Genomic DNA, 17,283 nt, shown 5'->3' with positions numbered 1-17,283 from the left:
ACAGAACCCCCATCTGCCCCCGACGCCTAACGCTCGTGACTGCGCCCGACATGCGAATGCTCGACGTCCACCGCCGTCACCGCACCCGTCACCTCCAGGCGCTGAAGGATCGAACACTGCGCTTCCCGGGCCTGGCAGCGCTGGCGCAAATCGGTCAGCTGCGTCTGCAAGGCCATCAGCCCGTCGATGCGCGCCTGCACGTGCTCGATGTGCTCGTCGATCAGCGCATTGACGCTGGCGCACTGGTCTTCAGGGCTGTCACGCAAGCGCAGCAGGCTACGGATCTCGTCGAGGGTCATGTCCAGGGTGCGGCAGTTGCGGATGAACGTCAGCCGCTCGACATGGGCCTGGGTGTACACCCGGTAATTGCCCTCGCTACGCGCTGGCGCGGGCAGCAGGCGCTCGCGTTCGTAGTAGCGAATGGTCTCGACCGCGCAATCGGTGGCCGCCGCCAGTTCTCCAATCTTCATCGCTCACCTCGTCGAAGATACTTGACCCTATAGTGGCTACAGGGTGTTCACTTTGGCAATACGCATCTTCGGGGATCTGTCCATGGGCCAGCCTGTCAGCCACGACCATAAACACGCGCATGCTTCGCACGATCACGATCACGATCACGGCCATGAGCACGCTGCACACACCTGCTGCGGCACCCAGGCCGCTCCCGCGCAGGTGACGCTGACGGACCAGGCCAGCGATGACGCAAGCCTGAGCCGCTTTCGCATCGAGGCCATGGACTGTCCCACCGAGCAAGGGCTGATCCAGGACCAGCTGAGCCGCATGCCGGGCATCGAGCAACTGGAATTCAACCTGCTCAACCGCGTGCTGGGCGTGCGCCATACCCTGGCCGATACCGCCGAGATCCAGCAGGCCATCGCCAGCCTGGGCATGCACGCCGAACCGCTGGCCGACGATGCCGACAGCGCGCCGCTTGGCGGCTCCACTCCCACGCGCTGGTGGCCCCTGGCATTGTCCGCCTCAGCCGCGCTGGCGGCTGAAGTCCTGCACTTCACCGGCTTGGCGCCAGAGTGGGTGGTGGCCGTGCTGGCGCTCGGCGCCATCCTGGGGTGTGGCCTGGGCACCTACCGCAAGGGCTGGATCGCGCTGCGCCACCTCAACCTGAACATCAATGCCCTGATGAGCATCGCCGTGACGGGCGCCGTGCTGATCGGCCAGTGGCCCGAAGCCGCCATGGTGATGGTGTTGTTCACCCTGGCCGAACTGATCGAGGCCCGCTCCCTGGATCGCGCGCGACGCGCCATCGGCGGGTTGATGCAGCTCACCCCGGACGTGGCCACCGTGCAGCAGGCCGAGGGTCAGTGGCGTGAGCTACCCGTGCGTGAGGTGGCCTTGGGCGCAATGGTGCGGGTCAAGCCAGGCGAACGCATCGGCCTGGACGGTGAAGTGGTCCGCGGGCAGTCGACCGTCGACCAGGCGCCGATCACCGGCGAGAGCCTGCCAGTGGAGAAGGGGGTGGGCGACAAGGTGTTCGCCGGCACCATCAATCAGTCCGGCGCCCTGGAATACCACGTGACCGCTGCGGCCGGCGAATCGACGCTGGCGCGCATCATCAAGGCCGTGGAACAGGCGCAGGGCGCCAAGGCGCCGACCCAGCGCTTCGTCGACCGCTTCTCGCGGCTGTATACCCCCATCGTCTTTGCCGTGGCCCTGTTGGTGGCGCTGGTTCCACCGCTGTTGCTGGGTGGCCTGTGGTTCGACTGGATCTACCGGGCCCTGGTACTGCTGGTGGTCGCCTGCCCCTGCGCCCTGGTGATCTCCACGCCAGTGACCATCGTCAGCGGGCTGGCCGCCGCCGCGCGCAAGGGCATCCTGGTCAAGGGCGGGGTCTACCTCGAGGAAGGCCGCAAGCTCAGCGTGCTGGCGCTCGACAAGACCGGCACGCTGACCCATGGCCGCCCGGTCCAGACCGATTTCCAAGTCCTGCAGCCGGCCTTCGAGGCGCGTGCCCAGGCCCTGGCCGCCAGCCTGGCGGCGCGCTCCGATCACCCGGTGTCACGTGCCATCGCCGAACAGGGCCGTGCCCAAGGGCTGGCCGATGACCCGGTCGAGGCCTTCACGGCCCTGGCAGGCCGCGGCGTGCGTGGCGAGATCGGCGGGCAGACGTACCATTTGGGCAATCATCGCCTGGTCGAGGAGCTGGGCCTGTGTTCGCCCGTGCTGGAAACCGAACTCGATCGGCTGGAGCGCCAGGGCAAGACCGTGGTCTTGCTGCTCGATCCTTCAGGTCCGTTGGCACTGTTCGCGGTGGCGGACACGGTGAAGAGCAGCAGCCGCGAAGCCATCGCGCAGTTGCATGCCCTGGGCGTACGCACGCTCATGCTGACCGGTGACAACCCGCACACCGCCCAGGCCATCGCCGAACAGGTCGGTATCGATGAGGCCGAAGGCAACCTGCTGCCGGAGGACAAGCTGCGCCTGATCGAGCGTCATGCCGGGCAAGGGCAGCGGGTCGGCATGGTCGGCGACGGGATCAACGATGCGCCCGCATTGGCCCGTGCCGACATCGGGTTCGCCATGGCAGCGGCCGGCACCGACACGGCGATCGAGACGGCCGATGTCGCACTGATGGACGACGATCTGCGCAAGATCCCGGCCTTCATTGCGCTGTCTCGGCAGACGGCCACTATCCTGACGCAGAACCTGGTGCTGGCCCTAGGCATCAAGGCCGTGTTCCTGGCGATCACCTTCGCAGGCCTGTCGACCCTGTGGATGGCAGTATTCGCCGACATGGGTGTCAGCCTGCTGGTGGTGTTCAACGGCCTGCGGCTGTTACGGCACTGATACGGTTTGACGCGTGGGCAGGGGCGAGCGCTATAGCCCCTGCGCCAGCCGCTCTACCTGTTCCTGCCGCTCTTCCAGCCGCGAGTTGCCCTGCGGGTTGAGCGTCGACCAGCGCGGGTGCGCGCGTGCCTTGAGCAGCGGCTCGGGCAGCTTGCCCTTGCGCCAGGTCTGCTCGTCCAGGGCGTCGAGCTGCACGCTGCCTTGCGCGGCATGACCCCGGTGATCCAGGGCAACCATCAACTGCTGTTGGCGCAAGGCCAGCAGGCGCAGCACATCGTCGTGCACCGTCAATTCGCGTGCGCCCTTGAACTTGCCCATCAGGCGCGAGCCATAGTTGCGCGCCGTCTGCAAGGCGCCACCCGCCACGGCACCGGCCAGGGCCGCCGCGCCCAAGGTCAGGCCCCCCATCAGCAGGTCGACGCCCGCGCCTGCCGCCGCCCCTGCCGCAACGCCACTGCCTACCCGCACGCCCAGCACACGCAAGGTCTCGGGATTGAACAGGTCGTCGCCCCAGCGTCCATCCAGCAACGGGAGGTCATGGGCGGTGGCGTCTTCGCGTCGGAAGGCATACAGGCGCAGCAAGGCCTCGACGCAGTGCTGCTCGCGCTGGCGCACCGTCTGGCGCAGGGCTTCGATGGCAGCGGCTTCGGCAGCCGGTTCGGCCACCACGCTGCGTCGGCAGGCGGCGCAATCGAGCAGCAGCTCGGCGATCAGCCGCTTGCCCGCCTGCTGGCGCGCGAGCCGTTGCGCCTGCTGATCGTCGATCAGTCGCTGCAAGGCCGGGCGGGCGGACTCGAGCAGCAAGGCTAAGCTTTCGTACAGGCGACGTTCGCCGTCCTCGGGCGGCGCGACACTGTCGAAGCGCACCAGCGCATGCAAGCCCAGACGAGCCAGCGCTTCGCGCCACTGGGGTTCACGGTGGGTAGGGCTGGCCACGAAATTCAGCACCGGCAGCAGGGGCTTGCCGCAATTGGCCAGTACCTCCAGCTCGTCGCGGTACTTGGCCAGGACGGGTTCACGCGCATCGATCACATAGAGGCCGGCGTCACTGGCGAGCAATTGGCGCAGCACCTTGGCCTCCTGCTCGAAGCGCTGGCGAGCCTCGCTGCCCTCCAGAAAGCGCTCGACCCGCGACGGGCCGTCGAGCCGTTCGCCGGGGCGATCCAGTCGCTCCAGGTAGTCCAGCAGCGCGATCGCATCCTCCAGGCCGGGGGTGTCGTACAGCTCCATCAGCGCCTGGCCGTCGACCGACAGGCGCGCACCTTCGACATGACGGGTGGTGCTCGGGCGGTGGGAGACCTCGCCAAAGCCGACATCCCGGGTCAGCGTGCGCAGCAGCGACGTCTTGCCCACATTGGTGTGGCCGACCACGGCCAGTTTCAGCGGCTCAGTCATGCCCATGCTCCAGCCACGTCAGAGGGGAGGTCGAATCCGCACTCAACCCCAGTTGCGCCAGGGCCTGATGCCAGTCGTCCAGGCGTGCCGGGTCGACGGGCAGGTCCGGTGCGGCAGGCAGCAGCCAGATCCGCGTATTGCCGGCCGTACGCGCCAGCTCCGCCAGCAGGGCCATGCTGCCGCGATCGGGCGAGCGCAAGGGGTCGCAGGCGACCAGCAGGCGCGCGGGTGGGTAATGACTCAGTTGCTCGAGCAAGCGCTGGCGCGAAGCGCGGCTGTCGAGCAGGCCCGCATCGGTGACACGGGTCGGCAGGCTGGGCGGCCAGGGACGTCGGTCATCCAGCTCGAGTCCTACTAGCACCGCGCCTTCGTCCGAGGCATTCGCCGGCAGGGCCTGCACCTGGTGCAAGCGTTCAGGCGCGGCATCCTGCACGCCCAGCCGCTCGCTGCTGGGTATCAGGTGGGCACGCAATTGGCCGTAGGCGGGTTGGTCGAGGTCCAGCGTCAGGCGCGCGCGCCCTCGACGCCAGCGCCACAAACAGAGCAAGGCGAGCAGCAGGCGCGGCACGATACCGTAGACCACCAGTACACCGAGCAGCCAGCCTGCCCAGGCCTGGCGCGCCAGGTCGAAGGACGGTTGATCGGCGCCACTGCTGCGGATCATGCCTACGTCCGGAACGTTGAAGCCCAGCGAGGCGGGCAGGGCGCCCAGGGCCTGGGTAAGGCCAACGAAGGTGTCGCTGCCCAGAATGGTGGTTTCCCACACGAAGCCATAACGGCGGGTCGCCAACAGCACCAGCGCCATGACCAGGGCCGTGCTCAGGGCCAGCAGCCAGAGCCCATGCACCAGCAGGCCGAGCAGCCAGCGGTCCAGGCGCTGCCGCTGCAGCAGGACCAGCAGTGCTGGCGCCAGTTGCGTGGCTTTGGCGTCGCGGGCCAGGCGCGCACTGAGCCACAGCCACAGGCGTCCCAGCCCCTCGCCGTGCGCGCCCGACAGGGAAAAGCCGACGGCCCAGCCCAGCAGCAGCACCAGGTTGACCCCCAGCAAGCTGCCCAGGGCCCAGAAGACGTTGACCGGTCGCTGGCCGTCGCCCAGCGCGGCGAATGCCAGGCCGGCGCCGCTGAACAGTGCCAGCAGCATCAGCCCCAGCAATGCGAGGCGCGCGCCTTGCTTCCAGTGGCGCAGGGCCTCGACCAGGCCGTCACGGTCGGCCAGCCACAGGGCACGGCGTTGAATGCGCGTGGTCAGGTCTCCGCCCTGTTGGCGCGCCTGTCGATTGGCTTCCTGATCCTCCAGCGGGCCGGCCTGCGCTTCACGCAAACGCACCGCTTCGGTCAGCCAGTGTGTGTCGAGTTCGGTCAGTTGAGTCACAGCGGCTTCCGTCGGACAGTCCAGTCCACAGCATAACCCAGGCGTTCACCCATCGGCTTTGCTATCCTCGGACCCATGAAGACCTCACTCCCCCTCAGCCTGATCGCGGCACTCGCCGAGAACCGCGTCATCGGCATCGACAATCGCATGCCTTGGCATCTGCCAGGCGACTTCAAATATTTCAAGTCCGTCACGCTCGGCAAGCCGATCATCATGGGGCGCAAGACGTGGGACTCCCTGGGGCGGCCTCTGCCAGGGCGTCTGAACCTGGTGGTCAGCCGGCAACCGGACCTGCGGCTCGAGGGTGCCGAGGTGTTTCCGTCGTTGGACGAGGCCATCGCCCGGGCCGACGCCTGGGCAAGGGAACAGGGTGTCCAGGAACTGATGCTGATCGGAGGCGCGCAGCTGTACGCGCAGGCGCTGGAGCAAGGCAGGGTCGATCGCCTGTACTTGACGCAGGTGGCCTTGCAGCCGGAGGGTGATGCCTGGTTTCCCGCGTTCGACGAAGCGCAGTGGCGGTTGTCGTCCGACCAGCCGCAGGTGGAGGAGGGGCGTCCTCCCTACCGGTTCGAAGTCTGGGACAAGCGCTGACGTCGTTCTCGCTGGCGTACCCGAGCGTGTACGCCAGCGATCCTTCTCTTATCCCGCCTGGGTCAGCTCGGCCCGCTCTTCCGCCAGCAGCACCTGCCGATCGGTCTGGCCCAACAGCTGGCTGGTGACCACACCCGCCGCCATCGAACCGTTCACATTGAGCGCCGTGCGCCCCATGTCGATCAGCGGCTCGACCGAGATCAGCAAGGCCACCAGCTCGACCGGCAGACCCATGGCCGGCAGGACGATCAGTGCGGCGAAGGTTGCACCGCCACCGACGCCGGCCACGCCGACCGAACTCAGGGTGACGATGGCCACCAGCGTCGCGATCCACCACGGGTCCAGCGGGTCGATACCGACCACGGGCGCGACCATCACCGCCAGCATGGCCGGGTACAGACCCGCGCAGCCGTTCTGGCCGACCGTGGCACCGAAGGAGGCCGAGAAGCTGGCGATCGATTGCGGCACGCCTAGGCGCAAGGTCTGCGCCTCGATGTTCAACGGAATGCTGGCCGCGCTGGAGCGGCTGGTGAAGGCAAAGGTCAGCACCGGCCATACCTTGCGGAAGAAACGCACCGGGCTGACGCCGGTCCCGGCCAGGATCAGTGCATGGACCAGGAACATCAGGCCCAGCCCCAAGTAGGACACCGCCACGAAGCTGCCCAGCTTGAGGATGTCGTCCAGGTTGGAGCCGGCCACCACCTTGGCCATCAGGGCCAGCACGCCATAGGGCGTGAGCTTCATCACCAGGCGAACCAGGCGGATCACCCAGGCCTGCAAGGTGTCGATGGCGGACAGCGCCCGCCCGCCCTTGTCGGCGTCATCCTTGATCAATTGCAGCGCCGCCAGCCCGACGAACACGGCGAAGATCACCACGCTGATGATCGAGGTCGGCTTGGCCCGTGCCAGGTCGGCCACCGGATTGCTCGGAATGAACGACAGCAGCAGCTTGGGAATGTCGAGATTGGCGACCTTGCCGGCGTATTCGCCGTGGATGGTCTGCAAACGGGCCGACTCCTGCGCACCGGCCACCAGCCCTTCGGCGGTCAGGCCGAACAGGTTGGTCAGGACGATGCCGATCAGCGCGGCGATGGCCGTGGTCAGCAGCAGGGTACCGATGCTCAGTACACTGATGCGGCCCAGCGAAGACGCGTTGTGCAGACGGGCCACGGCGCTGAGGATCGAGGCGAAGATCAGCGGCATGATCATCATCTGCAGCAGGCCGACGTAGCCGTTGCCGACCAGCTCGAGCCAGCCGATGGTGGCTTGCAGCACAGGGTGGCCGGCGCCATAGAGCGTATGCAGGACCACGCCAAAGACCACGCCCAGCACCAGGCCCAGCAGCACCTTCTTGGCCAGGCTCCAGTCGGTGCGGCGGGTTTGTGCCAGGCCCAGCAACAGGGCCAGGAACGCCAGCAGGTTAAGCGACAGCGGCAGGTTCATTGAAGCTCCAGCAATAAAAGGCAGAGGGGGGCATCGCCTCTGTAAGCGAATGCGAACCGGAAATCCTAACAGGCTGAAATCAAACGGATTTATACCCAAATGGAATGTGTATAGTGCTTTATGGAATAAAGCTCGCCGCCGATTGGATGCCGGGTTCCCCTCGACCTAAGACAGGGGCTGGCATTGGACAATAAAAAACCGGCGCTCCAGGCGCCGGTTTCTTGTGCCGTCAGTGCCTTACAGCCCCTCAAGCATCGCCTTGTTGCGCACCGCACCCTTGTCGGCGCTGGTGGCCAGCAGGGCATAAGCCTTCAAGGCCGTGGTGACCTTGCGTGGCCGGACTTCGACAGGTTTCCAGCCTTTCTTGTCCTGCTCGATGCGGCGGTGCGACAGCTCTTCGTCGCTGACCAGCAGGTTGATCGAGCGATTGGGGATGTCGATCAACACCTTGTCGCCATCCTTGACCAGGCCGATGGCGCCGCCTGCCGCCGCTTCCGGCGAGGCATGGCCGATGGACAGGCCCGAGGTGCCGCCGGAGAAGCGCCCGTCGGTCAGCAAGGCGCAGGCTTTGCCCAGGCCTTTGGACTTCAGGTAGGAGGTCGGGTAGAGCATTTCCTGCATGCCCGGGCCACCTTTCGGGCCTTCATAGCGGATGATGACGATGTCGCCCGCCTTCACCTCGTCGGCGAGGATGCCGCGCACGGCGCTGTCCTGGCTCTCGAAGATCTTGGCAGTGCCCTCGAACACGTGGATCGACTCGTCCACGCCCGCCGTCTTCACCACGCAGCCATCCTGGGCGATGTTGCCGTACAGCACGGCTAGGCCACCTTCCTGCGAGTAGGCGTGCTCGACACTCCGGATGCAGCCATGCTCGCGGTCATCGTCCAGCGTGTCCCAGCGGGTCGACTGGCTGAAGGCGGTCTGGGTCGGGATGCCGGCCGGGCCTGCCTTGAAGAAGGTGTGCACCGCTTCGTCATCGGTCTGGGTGATGTCCCACTGGGCGATGGCCTCGGCCATGCTCGAACTGTGCACGGTCGGCAGGTCGGTATGCAGCAGGCCACCACGGGCCAGAGAGCCGAGGATGCTGAAGATGCCACCGGCGCGGTGGACGTCCTCCATGTGGTACTTCTGGATGTTCGGCGCCACCTTGCACAGCTGCGGTACGGTACGCGACAGGCGATCGATGTCGCGCAGGTCGAACTCGACTTCGCCTTCCTGGGCCGCGGCCAGCAGGTGCAGGATGGTGTTGGTCGAGCCGCCCATGGCGATGTCGAGCATCATGGCGTTCTCGAACGCCTTGAAGTTGGCGATGCTGCGCGGCAGGACCGAGGCGTCGTTCTCGCCATAGTAGCGCTGGCACAGCTCGACGATGGTGCGGCCGGCCTTGAGGAACAGCTGCTCGCGGTCCGAGTGGGTGGCCAGGGTCGAGCCGTTGCCAGGCAAGGCCAGGCCCAGGGCCTCGGTCAGGCAGTTCATCGAGTTGGCGGTGAACATGCCCGAGCACGACCCGCAGGTCGGGCAGGCGCTGCGCTCGTACTCGGCGACCTTCTCGTCGGAGGCCGAGCTGTCGGCGGCGATGACCATCGCGTCGACCAGATCCAGGCCGTGGCTGGCCAGTTTGGTCTTGCCGGCTTCCATGGGGCCGCCGGAAACGAAGATCACAGGGATGTTCAGGCGCAGGGCGGCCATCAGCATGCCGGGGGTGATCTTGTCGCAGTTGGAGATGCAGACGATGGCATCGGCGCAGTGCGCGTTGACCATGTATTCGACCGCATCGGCGATGATCTCGCGGCTGGGCAGCGAATAGAGCATGCCGTCGTGGCCCATGGCGATGCCGTCGTCGACCGCGATGGTGTTGAATTCCTTGGCCACGCCACCGGCGCGCTCGATCTCGCGCGCCACGAGCTGACCCAGGTCCTTCAGGTGCACATGGCCCGGGACGAACTGGGTGAACGAGTTGGCGATGGCGATGATCGGCTTCTTGAAGTCGTCATCCTTCATGCCGGTGGCACGCCACAGGGCACGGGCGCCGGCCATGTTGCGGCCGTGGGTGGAAGTCTTGGAACGGTAATCAGGCATGAAGCACTCCTGGCGGCTGAATCAGGGTCACAGAAAAGGGGAGTGAGCTTCTCTTGTCCTTGCTGGCCAGGGCCGGTAGCCGATGGCGTGGATGGGGGTCGGGGACTGCACGGGATCGCCGTGTACTCGACCAGAGCTCATAAACCCGCCGGGGATGTCTGGCGATGAATACCGCGATTCTACACCCCTGGGGCGGTGAGGGAACCGCGAGATGGCGGGGTGGACGCTGCGGGGTCGGACGAGGGCTATGTGAACCACTTTGTAGGACGCTTCTGAAAGTGCATCGACACCGCGTTTGGGTACTGACGGTGCGCCGTGCGTCTCCTATCATTCCGTCGCCGCATGTGCGGCTCAACGAGACACACCTCAATGGACCTTCCCAGTTTCAGTTCCCTAGGAACCTGTCATCTGGCACTGAGCGCGCCGTCGCCAGGGCTGCCGAAGGCCTGAGCCCGTCCGGGTGAGGTCTGTGGGCGCCTGGTCGGCGCCTGGAGACTCTCATGCATCACGATATCTGCCTCACCCCGTCCTCGAACGATCCCCGGCAGGCCGCCCAGGCCCGTCGCGATCAGCTCCTGAAACTCGGCCGCTACCGCGAAGGCACGGCTGGCGCGCTCATGACGAGCCACTACTCGAGCCTCGACCATGGCCTGTGCGCCAGCCAGGCCATCGACATGTTGCGCCGCGAAGCCGCCGATGCTGAAACCATCTATCAATCCTACGTCCTGGATGGCGCACGCAACCTGCTCGGCACCGTCTCCTTGCGCGAGCTGATCCTCGCCGCGCCGAACGTGCCGGTCGAGCAGATCATGACCCGTGACGTGCTCAGCGTGAGCGTGTCCACGCTGCAGGAAGACGTCGCGCGGCTGGTTCGCACGCATGACCTGCTGGCCGTGCCGGTGCTCGACGAGGCCGGTCGGCTGGTCGGAATCATCACGCATGACGAAGCCATGGATGTGGTGGTCGACGAAGCGACCGAAGACTTCCACAAGGGCGCCTCGATCACCAACCATGTCGGCAACCTGAAAGAGGCCACCCTTGGCCTGTTGTACCGCAAGCGGGTGCTGTGGCTGGTACTGCTGGTCTTCGGCAACCTGTTCTCGGGGGCCGGCATCGCGGCGTTCGAGGACACCATCGCGGCGCATATCGCGCTGGTGTTCTTCCTGCCCCTGCTGATCGACAGCGGCGGCAACGCTGGCGCGCAATCCGCGACCTTGATGGTCCGCGGCCTGGCGACGGGCGAAGTGGTCTTGCGTGACTGGCTCTACCTGCTCGGGCGGGAATGCGGCGTTGCCCTGGCCCTGGGCGGCACCATGGCGGTAGCCGTGGCCGGATTAGGAGTGCTGCGAGGCGGCCCTGATATCGCGATGATCGTGGCCAGCAGCATGGTGATCATCGTGCTGCTGGGCAGCCTGATCGGCATGAGCCTGCCGTTCTTGCTCAGCCGGCTCAAGCTCGATCCCGCCACGGCCAGCGGTCCGCTGGTCACGTCGATTGCCGATGCGGCAGGCGTGCTGGTGTATTTCGCGATCGCGTCGCAGGTGTTGGACATCTGAGACGGCAGGCGCATGGCGGCCAGCCTGAAGCCGCCATGCGCGACGGACCACGGGGCACGCTCGAGCGAGAACGGCGCGCCTGTGGTCGGTCTCAGTCAGCTGTTGGGCAGCAAGCGGCAGGTGATGCTCTTGATGTACCGGGTTTCCGGGATCGCCGGGTGCACGGGGTGATCCGGGCCCTGACCACCACGCTCGAGCAGCTGCAGGTTACGGTCTAGGTGGCGTGCGCTGGTCAGCAGGATGCCGTTCAGGTCGTCTTCCGGCAGGTGCATGGAGCACGAGGCGCTGACCAGGATGCCGTCCTTGGTCAACAGGCGCATGGCCTGCTCGTTCAGGCGACGGTAGGCACCTTCACCATTTTTCAGGTCTTTCTTGCGCTTGATGAACGCAGGCGGGTCGGCGACGATCACGTCGAAGCGTTCTTCGGCAGCCTTCAGCTCCTTGAGGGCCTCGAACACATCGCCTTCGATGCAGGTGAGCTTGTCGGCGATGCCGTTGAGCGCGGCGTTGCGCTCGACGCCGTCCAGGGCGAAGCCCGACGCATCCACGCAGAACACTTCGCTGGCCCCGAAGGCACCAGCCTGCACACCCCAGCCACCGATGTAGCTGAACAGGTCCAGGACACGCTTGCCCTTGACGTAGGGCGCCAGGCGCGCACGGTTCATGCGGTGGTCGTAGAACCAGCCGGTCTTCTGGCCTTCACGCACCGGCGCTTCGAAACGCACACCGTTCTCTTCCAGAGCAACCCAGTCCGGCACGTCGCCGTAGACCGTTTCCACATAACGCTGCAAGCCTTCGGCGTCGCGCGCGGCGGAGTCGTTCTTGAACAGGATGCCGCTGGGCTTGAGTACCTGCACCAGGGCTGCAATCACGTCGTCCTTGTGCTGTTCCATGGTGGCCGAAGCCAGCTGGACCACCAGCACGTCGAAGAAGCGGTCGACAACCAGGCCTGGCAGCAGGTCGGAGTCGCCGTACACCAGACGGTAGCAGGGCTTGTCGAACAGGCGCTCGCGCAGTGACAGCGCGACGTTGAGCCGGTGAACGAGCAGGGACTTGTCCAGCGGCAGCTTGATGTCACGCGACACCAGGCGTGCGCAGATCAGGTTGTTCGGGCTCAGGGCCACGATGCCGAGAGGCTTGCCGCTGGCGGTTTCGAGGATGGCCTGCTGGCCGGCCTGCAACCCTTGCAGGGGGGTGGCGGCGACGTCGATTTCGTTGCTATAGACCCACAGGTGGCCAGCGCGCAAGCGGCGATCGGCGTTGGCTTTGAGGCGAAGGCTGGGCAGGGACATGACGTCGCTCCGAAAAAAAGAGCGGGAGTATAGCGCGTCGGCCGCTACCCAGGCGCGGCCGACGACGGGCGTCGATCAGGACAGGGCGTCGACGATCGCCTTGTTGAAGGCTGGAATGTCATCCGGCTGGCGGCTGCTGATCAGGTTGCCATCGACCACGACCTCTTCGTCGACCCACTGGGCACCGGCGTTGCGCAGGTCATCCTGCAAGGTCTTGAAGCTGGTCATGCGACGGCCGTCGACCAGACCGCTGGAAATCAGCAGCCAGCCCCCATGGCAGATGACGGCCAGTGGCTTGTTTTCAGTCGCGTGCTTTTTCACGATCGCCTGCGCGCCTTCGCTCAGACGAATGGTATCGGAGTTCTGCACGCCGCCTGGCAGGACCACGGCGTCATAGACGTTGGCCTGGGCGTCATTGAAGGTGGCATCGACGGCGAAATCGTCCGCCGGCTTGTCGTGGTTCCAGCCTTTCACCTGGCCGGCTTTCTCGCTCAGGATGTCGACGGTCGCGCCCGCCTGCTGCAAGGCATCGCGCGGACCGGTGAGTTCGACCTGTTCGAAACCATCGGTGACCAGGAAGGCTACGCGCTTACCGCTCAATGAAGTCGTCATGAGTTACTCCTCGGTTTTCAATGGGACCTGAGAAACAGGCCCGCGCCGTGGCGTGAAAGTTCCTGAAATTCAAATGAGCGGTTAGTGCGCACGTGGCGTCAGAGGTTAGAATCGCGTGTCATTACCGAGTAAGCCGTTCATGTCCCAACAGGAACTCACTGCCGAGCAGATCCAGCAGGCCTTGCAAGGCATCAGCATCCCGCCGCAACCGCAGATTCTGGTCGATCTGCAATTCGAGCAGTACATGCCCGACCCGGATCTGCAGACCATTGCCAAGCTGATCTCCCAGGATCCGGGGCTGTCCGGTGCCTTGCTCAAGCTGGTCAATTCGGCGCATTTCGACCTGTCCAACAAGATCGGCTCCATCCAGCACGCGGTGAACCTGCTGGGCAGCCGGTCGATCATCAACCTGATCAACGCGCAATCGATCAAGGGCGAGATGAGCGACGAGACCATCGTCACCCTCAACCGATTCTGGGACAACGCCCAGGACGTGGCCATGACCTGCCTGAACCTGGCCAAGCGCACCGGGTTGCAGGCGGTGGACGAGGCCTACACCGTCGGCCTGTTCCACGACTGTGGCGTACCGTTGATGCTCAAGCGCTTCCCCACGTACATGACGGTGCTGGAAGAGGCCTATGCCAACGCCACCGCCGATCACCGCGTGGTCGATACCGAGAACCGTGCGTTCAACACCAACCATTCGGTGGTCGGCTATTTCACCGCCAAGTCCTGGCGCCTGCCGGAGCACCTGACCGCGACCATCGCCAACCACCACAACGCGCTGGCGGTGTTTCGCGACGACTCGCCGCACAACACCCAGCTCAAGAATCTGCTGGCCGTGCTGAAGATGGCCGAGCACATCTGCGCCTCGCACCGGGTGCTGGGCAACCAGACCGTCGATCACGAGTGGCAGGCCATCGCGCCGCTGGTGCTGGACTACATCGGTCTGTCGGAGTACGACTTCGAGCACCTCAAACACACCCTTCGTGAACTGAGCGGACGCTGACCCATGCCGGAATTGCCAGAAGTCGAAACCACGCGACGCGGGATCGCGCCCTTTCTCGAAGGCCAACGCGTGCAGCGGGTCGTCGTGCGCGACCGCCGGCTGCGCTGGCCGATCCCCGAGGACCTGGACGTGCGCCTGTCCGGCCAACGCATCCTGACCGTCGAGCGGCGCGCCAAGTACCTGCTCATCAATGCCGAGGCCGGCACCCTGATCAGTCACCTGGGCATGTCCGGCAACCTGCGGCTGGTGGAGCTGGGCCTGGCGCCGGCACGCCATGAGCATGTGGACATCGAGCTGGAGTCGGGGATGGCCCTGCGCTACACCGACCCACGACGCTTCGGCGCCATGCTCTGGAGCCTGGACCCGCACAACCATGAGTTGCTCGCGCGGCTGGGCCCGGAGCCATTGACCGACCTGTTCGACGGCGAGCGCCTGTACCAGCTGTCCCGGGGGCGGGCGATGGCGGTCAAGCCGTTCATCATGGACAACGCCATCGTGGTCGGCGTGGGCAACATCTACGCGACCGAAGCGTTGTTCGCCGCCGGCATCGACCCACGACGGGCAGCAGGCGGCATCTCACGGGCGCGTTATCTCAAGCTGGCCGTGGAGATCAAGCGCGTGCTAGCCGCCGCCATCGAACGGGGCGGCACGACGCTGCGCGACTTCATCGGTGGCGATGGGCAGCCGGGGTATTTCCAGCAGGAGCTGTTTGTCTACGGGCGCGGCGGCTTGCCGTGCAAGGTCTGCGCGACGCCACTGCGCGAGGTGCGGCTGGGTCAGCGGGCAAGCGTCTACTGCCCGCGCTGCCAGCGCTGAGCGCAGGCCGGGGTGGACGCGGTACGCCAGGTGGCAGGCCGCGTCAGACCTTGCCAGTGATCCGGCGGTACTTGGCCATCAGCTCATCCTGGCTCTCGGGATGGGCCTCGTCCAACGGGATGCAGTCGACCGGGCAGACCTGCTGGCATTGAGGTTCGTCGTAGTGGCCGACGCACTGGGTGCACAGGTTCGGGTCGATCACGTAGATCTCTTCGCCTTGCGAGATGGCGGCGTTCGGGCACTCAGGTTCGCAGACGTCGCAATTGATGCAATCGTCGGTGATGATCAGGGACATGGAGACTCCGGCCGGGGCGCCTGGGCCCGGGCATGTAGATACCGATGCGCGCAATTGTGCCGTATTCGCGCCCGCAGTGCACGCGGGCGCGACGTTCAGGCCCGCTGCGTCACTTCTTGAAGCGTTCGGTCAGCGCTTGGGCAACGGCCGGATGCACGAACTTGCTGATGTCTCCGCCCAATGCGGCGATCTCGCGCACCAGGGTCGAGGAGATGAACGAGTAGCGCTCCGACGGCGTCAGGAACAGGCTCTCGACGTCCGGTGCCAGCTGCCGGTTCATGTTGGCCAGCTGAAACTCGTACTCGAAGTCGGACACCGCACGCAGGCCCCGCAGCAGGACATTGGCCCCTTGCTCCTTGGCGAAGCTGGCCAATAGCGTCGAAAAGCCGATGACCTCGACGTTGGGCAGGTGCCGTGTGACCTCCCGCGCCAGCTCGACCCGCTGTTCGAGAGGGAACAGGGGGTTTTTCTTGGGGCTGGCCGCTACCGCGATGATCACGTGATCGAAGAGCCGCGAAGCGCGTTCGACCAGGTCGCCATGGCCTCGGGTGATAGGGTCGAAAGTACCCGGGTACAACACTCGGTTCATCGCGTCATCCTGGCTGGAGTGCGTGGGGGACTCGGATGGTAGCGCAGCGACCGCGCCCGGCCAAGTCGCGTGGCTCGCTGTCGGTGCGTCAGGCCACTGAACGCCCACGGCAGCGCCATGCGTCAGGCGGGTGCTACGACCAACGTCTAGGGGCGTTGCGAAATCACCTGCCAGGCTTTGCAGTGCGGTGCGGGGCGTGTCACCGTACGGCCTATTGCCCCAACGAAGCAGGCCTTGCGCGACGCGTACGATCAATGCCTGCGACCCCCGTGTTTCGTCCTGCAGGAGACTGACATGCCCCTTGCGCACCTGATCACCGCCGAGCGCCTGGCCGAACGCCTGGAGACGCCTGGGCTGGTGATACTCGATTGCCGCTTCGCCCTGGAAGACCGCGACCATGGTCCGCGCAGCTATGCCCAGGGCCATATCGCCGGCGCCCATTACGCCGATCTCGACCGCGACCTGAGCGGCCCGGTGAGCAAGGGGCGGACCGGCCGTCATCCGCTGCCGGAGCCGCAGCGCCTGATCGAGCGCTTGCGCGAGTGGGGCGTGGACGATGACAGCGAGGTCGTGCTGTACGACGACGGCCCCGGTGCTTTCGCTGCGCGGGCCTGGTGGCTGCTGGCCTGGCTGGGCAAGCGGGAGGGCGTCAGCCTGCTGGATGGGGGGCTCAAGGCCTGGCACGCGGCGCACCTGCCGTTGAGCCTGGATCCGCCTGCCAAGCGCATGGGGACGTTCACGGGCGAGCCGGATCCCAGCCTGCTCATCGACGCCGAGCGCCTGGGCAGGCACCTGCAGCGTCCGGACCAGACGTTGCTCGACGCCCGCGCCCTGCCGCGCTTTCGGGGCGAGGTCGAGCCCATCGACCCGGTGGCCGGGCATATCCCCGGCGCACAGTGCGCCACGTTCACCGATAACCTGGATGCAGAGGGCCGATTCCTGCCGGCCGATCGCCTGCGCCAGAGGTTCGAGACGTACCTGGCCGGTCGTCCGCCGGAGCGTGTGGTCGCCTATTGCGGCTCTGGCGTCACGGCCTGCCACAACCTGTTCGCAATGACCTTGGCGGGTTATCCGCTGGGCCGTCTGTACGCCGGGTCGTGGAGCGAATGGATCAACGATCCGGCACATGCCATCGCCACGGGGGATTGAGACGGGCTTGCCCGCGATGCAGGCGGCGGACCGGACGCCATCGCGGGCAAGCCCGCTCCCACAGGCCCGTGACAGCGTGCCTCACCGCGGCGTGATCAGGGATGTATGGACAGCCTCGCTGATCTGACAGGCCGACGCATCCCCTTGTGGGAGCGGGCTTGCCCGCGATGCAGGCAGCGACGGGCCGGACGCTATCGCGGGCAAGCCCGCTCCCACAGGCCCGTGACAGCCTGCCTTACCGCGGCGTGATCAGGGATGTATGGACTGCCTCGCTGATCTGACA

At 66.0% G+C, this 17,283-nt stretch carries 15 protein-coding genes; 6 read left to right on the top strand and 9 right to left on the bottom strand.

Annotated elements, in window-relative coordinates:
• Nucleotides 1-26: 26 nt before the first annotated feature.
• Nucleotides 27-470, bottom strand: coding sequence for a Cd(II)/Pb(II)-responsive transcriptional regulator (locus APT63_18925; GenBank protein AMA47539.1), 444 nt, complete (start codon nt 468-470; stop codon nt 27-29).
• 82 nt (nt 471-552) lie between these two features.
• Here APT63_18925 and APT63_18920 point away from each other — a divergent pair, with 82 nt between their 5' ends.
• The gene (locus tag APT63_18920) at nt 553-2,802 is read left to right on the top strand and encodes an ATPase P (GenBank protein ID AMA47538.1); all 2,250 of its coding nucleotides are present in this window, start codon (nt 553-555) and stop codon (nt 2,800-2,802) included.
• Between the two features lie 30 nt (nt 2,803-2,832).
• Here the strand turns inward: APT63_18920 and APT63_18915 are convergent, their stop codons facing one another.
• Entirely contained in the window at nt 2,833-4,197 is a 1,365-nt protein-coding gene (locus APT63_18915; protein AMA47537.1) for a GTPase SAR1, read from the bottom strand.
• A complete protein-coding gene (locus tag APT63_18910; protein AMA47536.1) occupies nt 4,190-5,569 on the bottom strand; it encodes a hypothetical protein in 1,380 nt (459 codons plus the stop codon). The genes APT63_18915 and APT63_18910 overlap by 8 nt, the downstream gene beginning before the upstream one ends.
• A gap of 75 nt (nt 5,570-5,644) precedes the next feature.
• On the opposite strand from APT63_18910, the gene APT63_18905 reads away from it, so the two are divergent.
• Nucleotides 5,645-6,160, top strand: coding sequence for a diacylglycerol kinase (locus APT63_18905; protein AMA47535.1), 516 nt, complete (start codon nt 5,645-5,647; stop codon nt 6,158-6,160).
• A gap of 48 nt (nt 6,161-6,208) precedes the next feature.
• Here the strand turns inward: APT63_18905 and APT63_18900 are convergent, their stop codons facing one another.
• Together APT63_18900 and APT63_18895 are read right to left on the bottom strand one after the other, a co-directional pair.
• Complete coding sequence (locus APT63_18900) at nt 6,209-7,603, bottom strand: L-cystine transporter tcyP (protein ID AMA47534.1); 1,395 nt, start codon at nt 7,601-7,603, stop codon at nt 6,209-6,211.
• A 237-nt stretch (nt 7,604-7,840) separates the two neighbouring features.
• Nucleotides 7,841-9,682, bottom strand: a complete 1,842-nt coding sequence (locus APT63_18895) for a dihydroxy-acid dehydratase (protein ID AMA47533.1) — start codon at nt 9,680-9,682, stop codon at nt 7,841-7,843.
• A 500-nt stretch (nt 9,683-10,182) separates the two neighbouring features.
• Here APT63_18895 and APT63_18890 point away from each other — a divergent pair, with 500 nt between their 5' ends.
• Entirely contained in the window at nt 10,183-11,238 is a 1,056-nt protein-coding gene (locus APT63_18890; GenBank protein ID AMA47532.1) for a magnesium transporter MgtE, read from the top strand.
• A gap of 95 nt (nt 11,239-11,333) precedes the next feature.
• Here APT63_18890 and APT63_18885 read toward each other — a convergent pair whose 3' ends face one another.
• Together APT63_18885 and APT63_18880 are read right to left on the bottom strand one after the other, a co-directional pair.
• Complete coding sequence (locus tag APT63_18885; GenBank protein AMA47531.1) at nt 11,334-12,530, bottom strand: SAM-dependent methyltransferase; 1,197 nt, start codon at nt 12,528-12,530, stop codon at nt 11,334-11,336.
• Between the two features lie 75 nt (nt 12,531-12,605).
• Nucleotides 12,606-13,142 carry a glutamine amidotransferase gene (locus tag APT63_18880; protein ID AMA47530.1) on the bottom strand — a complete coding sequence of 179 codons (537 nt, stop codon included), beginning with the start codon at nt 13,140-13,142 and terminating at the stop codon, nt 12,606-12,608.
• Between the two features lie 139 nt (nt 13,143-13,281).
• Here APT63_18880 and APT63_18875 point away from each other — a divergent pair, with 139 nt between their 5' ends.
• Together APT63_18875 and APT63_18870 are read left to right on the top strand one after the other, a co-directional pair.
• Entirely contained in the window at nt 13,282-14,151 is an 870-nt protein-coding gene (locus APT63_18875; protein AMA47529.1) for a histidine kinase, read from the top strand.
• 3 nt (nt 14,152-14,154) lie between these two features.
• On the top strand, nt 14,155-14,967 hold the full coding sequence (locus APT63_18870; protein ID AMA47528.1) for a 5-hydroxymethyluracil DNA glycosylase: 813 nt from the start codon (nt 14,155-14,157) through the stop codon (nt 14,965-14,967).
• 43 nt (nt 14,968-15,010) lie between these two features.
• Here the strand turns inward: APT63_18870 and APT63_18865 are convergent, their stop codons facing one another.
• Both APT63_18865 and APT63_18860 read right to left on the bottom strand, forming a co-directional pair.
• On the bottom strand, nt 15,011-15,262 hold the full coding sequence (locus APT63_18865) for a ferredoxin (GenBank protein AMA47527.1): 252 nt from the start codon (nt 15,260-15,262) through the stop codon (nt 15,011-15,013).
• 109 nt (nt 15,263-15,371) lie between these two features.
• Entirely contained in the window at nt 15,372-15,851 is a 480-nt protein-coding gene (locus tag APT63_18860; protein ID AMA47526.1) for a phosphopantetheine adenylyltransferase, read from the bottom strand.
• 294 nt (nt 15,852-16,145) lie between these two features.
• Here APT63_18860 and APT63_18855 point away from each other — a divergent pair, with 294 nt between their 5' ends.
• On the top strand, nt 16,146-17,000 hold the full coding sequence (locus APT63_18855) for a 3-mercaptopyruvate sulfurtransferase (GenBank protein AMA47525.1): 855 nt from the start codon (nt 16,146-16,148) through the stop codon (nt 16,998-17,000).
• Nucleotides 17,001-17,283 lie beyond the last annotated feature (283 nt).

Source organism: Pseudomonas monteilii, assembly GCA_001534745.1.
In the GTDB taxonomy this organism is placed as follows: domain Bacteria; phylum Pseudomonadota; class Gammaproteobacteria; order Pseudomonadales; family Pseudomonadaceae; genus Aquipseudomonas; species Aquipseudomonas alabamensis.
This window is presented reverse-complemented; position numbering and strand designations above follow the sequence as displayed.

Coding starts and splice junctions, on each gene's coding strand:
- APT63_18925 (AMA47539.1), bottom strand. CDS start 470: ATGAAGATTGGAGAACTGGCGGCGGCCACCGATTGCGCGGTCGAGACC.
- APT63_18920 (AMA47538.1), top strand. CDS start 553: ATGGGCCAGCCTGTCAGCCACGACCATAAACACGCGCATGCTTCGCAC.
- APT63_18915 (AMA47537.1), bottom strand. CDS start 4,197: ATGACTGAGCCGCTGAAACTGGCCGTGGTCGGCCACACCAATGTGGGC.
- APT63_18905 (AMA47535.1), top strand. CDS start 5,645: ATGAAGACCTCACTCCCCCTCAGCCTGATCGCGGCACTCGCCGAGAAC.
- APT63_18900 (AMA47534.1), bottom strand. CDS start 7,603: ATGAACCTGCCGCTGTCGCTTAACCTGCTGGCGTTCCTGGCCCTGTTG.
- APT63_18895 (AMA47533.1), bottom strand. CDS start 9,682: ATGCCTGATTACCGTTCCAAGACTTCCACCCACGGCCGCAACATGGCC.
- APT63_18890 (AMA47532.1), top strand. CDS start 10,183: ATGCATCACGATATCTGCCTCACCCCGTCCTCGAACGATCCCCGGCAG.
- APT63_18885 (AMA47531.1), bottom strand. CDS start 12,530: ATGTCCCTGCCCAGCCTTCGCCTCAAAGCCAACGCCGATCGCCGCTTG.
- APT63_18880 (AMA47530.1), bottom strand. CDS start 13,142: ATGACGACTTCATTGAGCGGTAAGCGCGTAGCCTTCCTGGTCACCGAT.
- APT63_18875 (AMA47529.1), top strand. CDS start 13,282: ATGTCCCAACAGGAACTCACTGCCGAGCAGATCCAGCAGGCCTTGCAA.
- APT63_18870 (AMA47528.1), top strand. CDS start 14,155: ATGCCGGAATTGCCAGAAGTCGAAACCACGCGACGCGGGATCGCGCCC.
- APT63_18865 (AMA47527.1), bottom strand. CDS start 15,262: ATGTCCCTGATCATCACCGACGATTGCATCAATTGCGACGTCTGCGAA.
- APT63_18860 (AMA47526.1), bottom strand. CDS start 15,851: ATGAACCGAGTGTTGTACCCGGGTACTTTCGACCCTATCACCCGAGGC.
- APT63_18855 (AMA47525.1), top strand. CDS start 16,146: ATGCCCCTTGCGCACCTGATCACCGCCGAGCGCCTGGCCGAACGCCTG.